6 protein-coding genes and 2 pseudogenes are annotated in these 9,415 nt (G+C 37.5%); 6 read left to right on the top strand and 2 right to left on the bottom strand.

Annotated features, from left to right (window positions below):
- Positions 1-30 precede the first annotated feature (30 nt).
- The 3 genes and pseudogenes from JCM21531_RS16000 to JCM21531_RS19375 all read left to right on the top strand — a co-directional run bounded on the left by JCM21531_RS16000 (position 31) and on the right by JCM21531_RS19375 (position 2,928).
- A pseudogene (locus tag JCM21531_RS16000) lies at positions 31-1,175 on the top strand (aminotransferase class V-fold PLP-dependent enzyme).
- A gap of 256 nt (positions 1,176-1,431) precedes the next feature.
- Positions 1,432-2,538 carry a pilus assembly protein PilM gene (gene pilM / locus JCM21531_RS16005; RefSeq protein ID WP_038291332.1) on the top strand — a complete coding sequence of 369 codons (1,107 nt, stop codon included), beginning with the start codon at positions 1,432-1,434 and terminating at the stop codon, positions 2,536-2,538.
- Positions 2,539-2,760: 222 nt separating this feature from the next.
- Positions 2,761-2,928 (top strand): hypothetical protein, encoded by a 168-nt coding sequence (locus JCM21531_RS19375; protein ID WP_173400206.1) that lies wholly within the window; start codon positions 2,761-2,763, stop codon positions 2,926-2,928.
- Positions 2,929-3,036: 108 nt separating this feature from the next.
- Here JCM21531_RS19375 and JCM21531_RS16010 read toward each other — a convergent pair whose 3' ends face one another.
- The gene (locus JCM21531_RS16010; RefSeq protein WP_243467847.1) at positions 3,037-3,660 is read right to left on the bottom strand and encodes a hypothetical protein; all 624 of its coding nucleotides are present in this window, start codon (positions 3,658-3,660) and stop codon (positions 3,037-3,039) included.
- 191 nt (positions 3,661-3,851) lie between these two features.
- Here JCM21531_RS16010 and JCM21531_RS16015 point away from each other — a divergent pair, with 191 nt between their 5' ends.
- Entirely contained in the window at positions 3,852-4,403 is a 552-nt protein-coding gene (locus tag JCM21531_RS16015) for a zf-TFIIB domain-containing protein (protein WP_038291336.1), read from the top strand.
- On the opposite strand, the gene JCM21531_RS16020 is transcribed toward JCM21531_RS16015, so the two are convergent.
- Positions 4,391-4,897 carry a hypothetical protein gene (locus JCM21531_RS16020; RefSeq protein ID WP_054847149.1) on the bottom strand — a complete coding sequence of 169 codons (507 nt, stop codon included), beginning with the start codon at positions 4,895-4,897 and terminating at the stop codon, positions 4,391-4,393. The genes JCM21531_RS16015 and JCM21531_RS16020 overlap by 13 nt on opposite strands.
- 350 nt (positions 4,898-5,247) lie before the next feature.
- On the opposite strand from JCM21531_RS16020, the pseudogene lam81A reads away from it, so the two are divergent.
- Together lam81A and JCM21531_RS16035 are read left to right on the top strand one after the other, a co-directional pair.
- Positions 5,248-7,564, top strand: a pseudogene (gene lam81A, locus JCM21531_RS25210) (glucan endo-1,3-beta-D-glucosidase Lam81A).
- A gap of 108 nt (positions 7,565-7,672) precedes the next feature.
- Complete coding sequence (locus JCM21531_RS16035; protein ID WP_038291340.1) at positions 7,673-9,388, top strand: RICIN domain-containing protein; 1,716 nt, start codon at positions 7,673-7,675, stop codon at positions 9,386-9,388.
- Positions 9,389-9,415 lie beyond the last annotated feature (27 nt).

Raw genomic sequence — 9,415 nt, forward strand, 5'->3', positions numbered from 1 at the left:
CAAATTATAATAATATAAGGATGAAATAAAATGATTTATCTTGACAATGCCGCAACTTCATATCCAAAACCTCAGAGAGTTTATGATGAGATGCTTTTTTGTATGAAGGAGTTTTGTGCAAATCCCGGAAGGTCAGGACACGAGATGTCAATGAGATCGGGCAGGGCTGTATATGAGACCCGGGAGATAGTGTCAAGATTTTTTAATATAGAAAATCCGATGAGGGTGGTTTTTACCAAAAATGCTACGGAAGCTTTGAATATTGCGATTAACGGAGTCTTAAAAAAAGGCGATCATGTAATTACAACCAGCATGGAACACAACTCTGTATTAAGGCCGCTAAAAACTTTAGAAAGAAACAACATTATCGAGCTTACTATAGTATGGGGGAATTATTTCGGTGAGATTGATGTAACGGATATTGAAAGAAGTATAAAGAAAAACACAAAAATGATTATATGTTCCCTTTCCTCCAATGTAAATGGTATAATAATGCCTATAAAAGATATTGGGAGAATTGCCGAAGATAATAAAATAATATTTCTTGTTGATGCATCCCAGGGGGCAGGCTCAATAAGACTGGATGTTCAGGAAATCAAGGCAGACATGGTTGCAATTCCCGGGCACAAGGACTTGCTTGGTCCTCAAGGAGTAGGAGCTCTTTATGTAAGTGAAAAGGTGGAAATAACTCCAATAATGCAAGGAGGAACAGGCAGTCGTTCCGAAAGCTTCTATCAACGGAATTTTTTCCGGATATTCTTGAAAGCGGAACTTTAAATACCCCCGGCATAGTTGGTCTGGGATTTGGAATTAAATTTATTGAAAGTTTTGGAATTGATAATATTAGAATTTATAAACATATGCTTATAAAAAGATTATATGAAGGTATAGAGAATTTAAGCGGAATAAAGCTCTATAGCCTTAAAGACATGGAAAAAAACTCCGGTATTATTTCATTTAATTTTATGGGTATGGATTCCGCTAAAATTTGCGTTATGCTTGATAAAATGTACGGCATTGCTTCAAGGTCGGGTCTTCATTGTGCACCTTTGGCCCATGAAACGATTGGAACAAAGGCGACGGGAACAGTCAGGCTGAGTGTAGGATGTTTTAATACTATTGAAGAAATAGATACTACAATTGGGGCATTAAAAAGAATTTCCCAAGGGCTATAAAAATTATTCTTGTTTGGATAATTTAAGCAAAAGGGAAATAAAGAAAAATAAGATGAATTAATTTTTATATGGTGGAAATCTAAAAACTATTGTGCTATAATTATTTATCATACTGATTATTTTATATATGCGGAAGTTGTATTATGTAAATTAATGTGTTTTATGACTGGTATTGTACCCCATTTTATACACAATACAACGTCTTATGTTATTTTAATCATAAAGTGTGCACTTTATAAGGGGGATAGATGCGTAGATGCTGCTGGATTTATTTATGAAAAAGACTTCGATGGTATGCATAGATGTTGGATATCGGAATATTAAGGTTGTCGAAGTTTCTGTAAAAAAGAACAATAGTATTTTTATTGAGAACTATGGTATTGTTCCGACCCCGCCCGATTGCATTAAGAATGGTGCAATATATGACGTTGACAGGGTATTAAGTGTGGTCAAGAACGTTATAAGAGAACAGAATATGAAAGCCAAAAACGCTAAGATTATAATGTCCGGAACCAATATAATCACAAGAATCTATTTGATTAATAAAGTGCACGGAGAAAGCGAAGATTTTACTGTAAAAAACAGTATGCCTCAATTTCTCCCAATTGATATAGATAATTACAGGGTTGACTACAAAATCCTTCAAACAATAAAGGAAAAGGATAATGAGAAGTACAAGGTTTTTGTGACAGCAGTACCTAAAAATATTCTTCAAAGTTATGTTGATGTACTGCAGGGTCTGGATCTGAAGCCTTTGGCTGTTGATATTCCCGCAAACAGTACTGCTAAATTTTTCAACAGAGAAATTCTTACAAGAGATATGGATGAGTATTACTCAAAGAGAAGGTATAAAAAAGTGGAAAGTGATACCTTTGCAGTATTGGACTTTGGTTCGGAGACGACAATTGTTAATTTTCTCAAAGACAGAGTTCTTGAATTTAATAAGGTTATTCTCTCCGGAAGTTCCAACATTGACGAACATATTGCGAGGGAAATGAATATAAGTCTGCAAGAAGCCGAAAGACTTAAGAAGACGTACGGAATGACTGTTCCCAACAATCTTTCAAAGAGGGAACATGTTATAACTTACGGAAAAGTCAGCACCTTTATTGAAAGGCTTACCCGGCAAATAGCAAAATGTTTTGAGTTTTATCTTGAAAGGTGCTATGGTACGCCAATCTCGAAGATTTTTATCATAGGAGGAGGTTCACAACTGAGCGGGTTGAATCAATATCTGTTTTCAACATTCAATGTACCCGTTTATCCTGTAGGATTATTGAACCTTAAAGGAGTTGAGCTTAAGAAAAACCTTGATAAAGATAAACTCAATTACCTGATAAATTCTGTGGGTATATCTCTTTAATTTAAAACCGAAAAATCAATTTCTGCTTATGCCGGCATAACATTAACTTAGCTCAGAAAAAAATTGATTAATAAACTCCAGTGATTATTTGCTGGAGTTTTTATATTTTGTCTTGTATTAAATTAAACAAATTAACATATAAATAAAATAAATTAATTTTTATTAGACAAAAATTAATTTTATCGTATAATAAATTAAAAATATTAATAGAGGTGATTTGTTATGCAAAATAATACGGTTAAATCGGTGATAACAATAATTGTTGCCATTATACTGTTGGTTATAGCTGTTAAATTGGTTTCATGGCTCGCTTACACACTTTTACCCATAGCCATAGTTATAATTGCCGCATACATAGTATATAAATTTGTAATAGAGAGAAAAAAATAACGCATATTTAAAATTGCGAATCGGCAGCAAAATATCCGGTGTTGGATAAAATTTTCCAACACCGGGCATAATTTGGACTTTTGAAATTATTGAACGGTTTGGGTTTGCTTATAGAACGAGTTTGACACATTCCCAGAGTACATCGCATAGTTCCTTTGATTCAAAGTCGCTTCCATAGCCGGAAAGATTGTAGTCTTTGCTTCCCATTTCTGTGGCAAATTGGCCATTGTCGGCCAGAAGATAAAAATCGTACAACTTGGATTTGTTTTTATTTAAGATTTCAATCATTTGGCCAATACTTAGCAGAGGAAGGCATTCCTCCTTGGTGAATGTAGTAGGACGGATAAACAAGCAGTCAAAGTTTTCATCCTCATCCGATTCTTCATCCAAGTCATATTCGTTGTCGTAGTTTTCATCGAAATCGGAATCTTCTTCAGGCTCAAGTTCCGTCGAAGCTTCTTCTTGCTCGGAAATATCATCATTATTCATGTTGCTTAAAAACATCAAATCATAGAGAATAAAGCGGGTGTGATAGACCCTGATATCTCCCACAACAAATTCAATTTGCTGGTACTCTTCGGTTTCTGCATTGGTACATATATTGGCGACGGCAAGGTCATATTTTTGGGGATACCACATATCATTGAGATTCTTTTTCTGACTATCAGTAAGCTGTGCAAGATCTTCTTTGGTAATATACATTTTCATTTTAACATCAATCCCTCCGTTCACCCAAAGCTTACTGCCTTTGAGTATATATTTTGTTTTTTCTTTCGACCTTTGTTTATAAAAATATGCAGTATTATAATATCATATTTTACTTTCAAGTCAATTTATATATTTACGTTTTGCTTGGTTGTCTAAATATAAGAATATTTATGTACAAGTACTAATAAAAATAATAATAGGAGGTGTGAAATTTTATGAAATGTCCCATATGCAAGGATGTGTTTCTGGAAAAAACAAGTCTGATTGATGAGCTCTATGCATATTTCTGCAAATCTTGCGGCGGAAATTGGATGAGGTATGAGGATTATTGGAAATGGCATACAAGCAATTCAAATCTAATATGCAAACCCTTTAATATTAAAAATTATTTGCCGGTTAATGATACCGTTCAGGCAAAAATATGCCCGGACTGCGGCAGAATACTTATAAAGTACAGGGTTGACAATAGGTTGGATTTTTATGTGGAACATTGTGGAAACTGTAATGGGGTTTGGTTCGATAAAAACGAATGGGACAATATAAAACTGAACAATCTGCACGGGCAAATACACAATTTTTTTACGAGACCTTGGCAAAAGAGAATTCGAGAAGAAGCAGCAAGGGAAAACCTTCAAGATAAATACATAAAAAAGTTTGGACGCTGGGATTATGAAAGGTTGAAAGAAATGAGGGAATGGATATACAAGAAGGAGACAAAAAACGAAATGCTATCCTACCTTCTTGATGAAGATCCCTATAAAATATAAAGTATTGAAATATTTCTATTTTTTTCGGAATTTAATCCGGACCTCTTGTTAATTTGCTTTTGAATAGAGCAACCGATAATGATACCTATTACCATAAAAATTAAAGTAAGCCATACCGGACCGAAAAATATGCCATTAATGTTAAAGGATGCAGAGTATACAATGCCAACGGTTCCCAAATATGCAGCAAACACATAAGGAAGAGAATCCATGGGAGAGTGGTCTCCTTTTGCATACTTGTAAGCATCCCACATTACATAGAGATATAAAGACGGATAAAACATCAACCATTGATAATTTGAATTATTGATGGCCTCCTGTATATTTCCTACAAAACTGTATATTATGATGCTGTTTAAATTGGAGCAATGGTTTACGATTAGCTCGAGAATCATAAAGAAAATGCCTTTGATTATATGACCGTTTAGAAGCTGCCCTAGTCCGGGAAAAGCAATGCTCCATAAAACTTTTTCAATTTTATCGTTCATCTTCATATTCATAATTAAGTGTTCTCCATTGCATTTCTATAAATATTAATACAGTAAGAATACAGTAAGTTTTTTGACACAATTAGTATTTATCCATGGTATAATATATATACATATGGATTATTTCCTATTTTATGGTTGTACTAATAATCAAACGTATGGATTGCCTATAAGAAAGCAGCTAATGTAAATTATAAATATAGAAACTGTTTACAAAGGGGTGGAAACCTATGTCAAAGAAAAAAGCAGTACTATCGCTTTTACTTATAGCAATAGTGCTGTTTGGAGTTGTACAACCTCTAAAAATTGCCGGTGCCCAGTATTACCGGGAGGGAGCCGGAAGTTATACCGGTGTTTTGCCTATAGGGGCCAAGTCCCCAATCGGAAATCTACAAGACTTCCAATTTGCAGGGAGCGATTCCGACCAACAGCTGGGAGAGCTCAGTTTTGTGGAATCAGTATTCGCTTCCGATATATGCTCATCCTTTGACGTTTAAATTTAAAACTGAAGGTATTGAAGTGGGCAAGCCTGCATTAGGAGGCTCAGGAATAGCTTATATCGGTGCCCATAAGAATGATTTTACCGTTGGTCATTCATCCTTTCGGACTTTTCCCGACGCAAGGGCAGACAAAATATCCGATTTTTCCGTTGATGTAGTTATGGCATCGGGTTCAAACATCATCAAGTCGACATTGATAAAGGGAAGTCCCTATGCCTATTTTAGTTTTTCAGGAGGAAATCCCCGGCTTGATTTTTCCGGTACTCCTGCAGTATTTTACGGAAATTCCGGTACCCAATATCTTGGCATTACAATAAACGGTGTGAATTATGGCCTTTTTGCTCCTGCCGGTTCTATATGGCAGGGAATTGGAACTAGCACAATAACTTGTATTCTTCCGGCAGGAAAAAACTATTTTTCAATTGCCGTTTTACCCGACAACGAAGTTTCCACCCTTACATATTTTAAAGAGCATGCCTATGCCTTTGTAACCGATACGAAGGTAGACTGGAGCTACAATGAGATTGAAAGTACTCTTACTACTACTTTTACAGCGGAAGTATCTGTAAAAGAAGGAACAACCAAAGACACGATTTTTACCCTTTATCCTCATCAATGGCGCATTAATTCTAATATTTCGCCTCTTCCATACACTTATTTGACACTAAGAGGCACAATGAAAACGCTGGAAGGAACAAGTTTTAAGACTGTATATCGCTTCAATGGGATTCTTCCAAGTCTTCCCGATAAAGGAACCTATGACAGGGAAGCATTGAATAGATATATCAATGAACTGGCTCTTAACGCAAATGCTCCTCTTTCCAATGACACCTATTGGTTTGGAAAGCATCTTGGCAAGCTTTCATGCGCCCTCCCCATTGCGGAGCAGCTTGGAAATACTTCTGCCGCAAACCAGTTTATAAGCTTCATGAAATCATCTTTGGAAGACTGGTTTACTGCAAAAGAAGGAGAAACAGCAAAACTATTTTATTATGACAATAACTGGGGAACCCTGATAGGCTATCCTTCAAGCTACGGAAGCGACGAACAGCTAAATGACCACCACTTCCATTACGGCTATTTTCTTCACGCTGCAGCTCAAATAGCATTAAGAGACCCCCAATGGCATCCAAGGAGAATTGGGGAGCAATGACCGAGTTGTTAATTAAGGAAATTGCAAACTGGGATAGAAGCGATACCAGATTTCCTTTCTTAAGAAATTTTGACCCGTACGAAGGCCATTCTTGGGCAGCAGGACATGCCGGATTTGCAGACGGCAACAATCAGGAGTCGTCATCGGAGGCAATCAATGCATGGCAGGCAATAATTTTATGGGGAGAAGCAACGGGAAACAAAACTATAAGGGATCTGGGAATTTATCTCTATACCACTGAGATTGAAGCTATCAACAATTACTGGTTTGATTTATACAAAGATATTTTTTCACCTTCCTACGGGCATAATTACGCTTCCATGGTATGGGGAGCAAATACTGCCATGAAATCTGGTGGGACGGTACAAATTCCGAAAAGCACGGTATAAACTTTCCTCCAATAACAGCTGCTTCATTGTATCTTGGAAAAGACCCTGGCTATGTAAAGGAAAACTATGAGGAGATGTTAAAAGAATGTGGAACATCGGAACCTCCCAACTGGAAGGATATACAGTATATGTATTACGCTCTTTATGATCCTGCGGCAGCTAAAAACATGTGGAATGAAAGCATTGTTCCCGAGGATGGAGAAAGCAAGGCCCATACATATCATTGGATTTGTAATCTTGACGGCTTAGGGCTTCCCGATTTTAGTGTAACTGCAGACACTCCGCTGTACTCAGTATTTGTCAAAAACAACACCAGAACCTATGTTGCATACAATGTCTCGTCTGTTGCAAAGAAGGTTACATTCTCCGACGGAAAGGCAATAACAGTTCCTCCGCGCTCCATGCGGTCTCAGATAGCACGGAAAATGAGGTTTTGACCGGAGATTTAAACGGTGACGGCAAAATAAACTCTACAGATATGTCACTCATGAAAAGATATCTTTTAAAACAAATTGTAGATCTACCGGTGGAAGATGATATCAAAGCTGCAGACCTAAACAAAGACGGCAAAGTTAATTCCACCGATATGTCAATCCTTAAAAGAGTTATATTGAGAGATTTCCAATTGTAAGTTGAACTTGCAGTTACATTATGAGAAAATAGTTGTGAAATCTGCTTTATTTGTATTGTAAGCTGCATTCAAATGCTGTTTTTAATAATAGTATCATTTATAGGGGGGATGGAAAGTGGTCAAAAAAATTTTGGGCTGAGGTTTGTTTTAACCCTAGTCCTTATGGCTTTTATAATTGGAACTGTCCAAAGTTTCAACGTGTCGGCAGATAATGGGGTCATAGTAAACGGAACTCAGTTTAAAGACACATCGGGAAATATAATACATGCCCATGGAGGAGGCTTGTTAAAGCATGGGGACTATTACTACTGGTACGGTGAATACAGAGACAACTCCAACTACTTTTTGGGTGTACGCTGTTACAGATCGAAAGACCTTGTAAACTGGGAATACAGAGGAGAGGTACTGACTCCTAATTCCGCCCCTGAACTCAACCAATGCAATATTGAGAGGCCGAAAGTTATGTATAACTCATCAACGGGTGAATTTATTATGTGGATGCACTGGGAAAACGGAATAAATTATGGACAGGCAAGGGCAGCTGTTGCATACTGCAAAACCCCCGACGGCAAATTCACATATATTCGCAGCTTTCGTCCCATGCAAGATACAGGTGTCATGGATCATGGCCTTCCGGGATATATGTCCAGGGACTGCAATGTGTTTGTAGACACCGACGGCAAAGGGTATTTTATATCCTCATCCAATGAAAACATGGATTTGCACCTTTATGAATTAACCCCCGACTATAAAGATATCGCATCCCTTAAAGCAAAGCTGTTTGTGGGACAGCAAAGAGAAGCACCCTGCCTCATAAAACGAAACGGCTACTACTACCTGATTACCTCCGGTTGCACAGGATGGAACCCCAACCAGACAAAATACGCCTATTCCAGAGATTTGGCCAGCGGTTGGTCTTCACTCCACAACCTCGGAAATTCAACCACATACAGGTCACAGCCGGCATATATCATTCCCGTTCAGGGAAGTGTTGAGACTACCTATCTGTATACAGGAGACCGTTGGGCCGGCGCTTGGGGAGGAAAGGTTAATGACTCCCAATATGTGTGGCTTCCGATAAATTTCATATCAGATACAAAGCTTGAACTTCCCTATTATGATTCAATAAAGATTGATGCTTATTCCGGAAAAGTTTATGAGTACATACCGGATACTACGCGCTATAAGCTGGTAAACAAAAACAGCGGAAAAGTACTGGATGTCCTGGACGGTTCCACCGAAAATGCGGCTCAAATTGTTCAATGGAGCGACAACGGCTCTTTAAGCCAACAGTGGTATCTTGTGGACGTGGGCAGCGGTTATAAAAAGATTGTAAACGTTAAAAGCGGCAAAGCTTTGGATGTAAAAGACGAATCCAAGGAAAATGGCGGCGTTTTAATACAGTATACCAGCAACGGCGGGTACAATCAGCACTGGAAGTTCATAGATATAGGGGACGGTTATTACAAGATTTCCAGCCGGCACAGCGAAAAGCTGATAGACGTGCAAAAATGGTCAACCGCGGACGGTGGAATAATTCAACAGTGGTCCGATGCAGAAGGAGCAAATCAGCATTGGAAACTGGTACCTATATCAAATCCGGAACCGTCACCTTCACCCAAAATAATTAAGGGAGATGTAAACGGAGACTTAAAAGTAAATTCAACAGATTATTCCATGCTAAAAAGATATTTGCTTAAAATTATTGATAAATTTCCGAATGAAAACGGAAAACTGGCTGCCGATTTAAACGGAGATTCCAATATAAATTCTACAGACATGACGATGCTAAAAAGGTATTTGCTTATGGAACAGGATTTATAAAATCCGGTGATGATATTTTATAATTTG

The sequence above is a fragment of the Acetivibrio straminisolvens JCM 21531 genome (assembly GCF_000521465.1).
GTDB lineage: Bacteria > Bacillota > Clostridia > Acetivibrionales > Acetivibrionaceae > Hungateiclostridium > Hungateiclostridium straminisolvens.

Excerpts from the sequence above, each read along its gene's own strand:
- JCM21531_RS16015 (WP_038291336.1), top strand. The coding sequence starts at position 3,852 with ATGAAATGTCCCATATGCAAGGATGTGTTTCTGGAAAAAACAAGTCTG.
- JCM21531_RS16020 (WP_054847149.1), bottom strand. The coding sequence starts at position 4,897 with ATGAAGATGAACGATAAAATTGAAAAAGTTTTATGGAGCATTGCTTTT.
- pilM (WP_038291332.1), top strand. The coding sequence starts at position 1,432 with ATGCTGCTGGATTTATTTATGAAAAAGACTTCGATGGTATGCATAGAT.
- JCM21531_RS19375 (WP_173400206.1), top strand. The coding sequence starts at position 2,761 with ATGCAAAATAATACGGTTAAATCGGTGATAACAATAATTGTTGCCATT.
- JCM21531_RS16035 (WP_038291340.1), top strand. The coding sequence starts at position 7,673 with ATGGAAAGTGGTCAAAAAAATTTTGGGCTGAGGTTTGTTTTAACCCTA.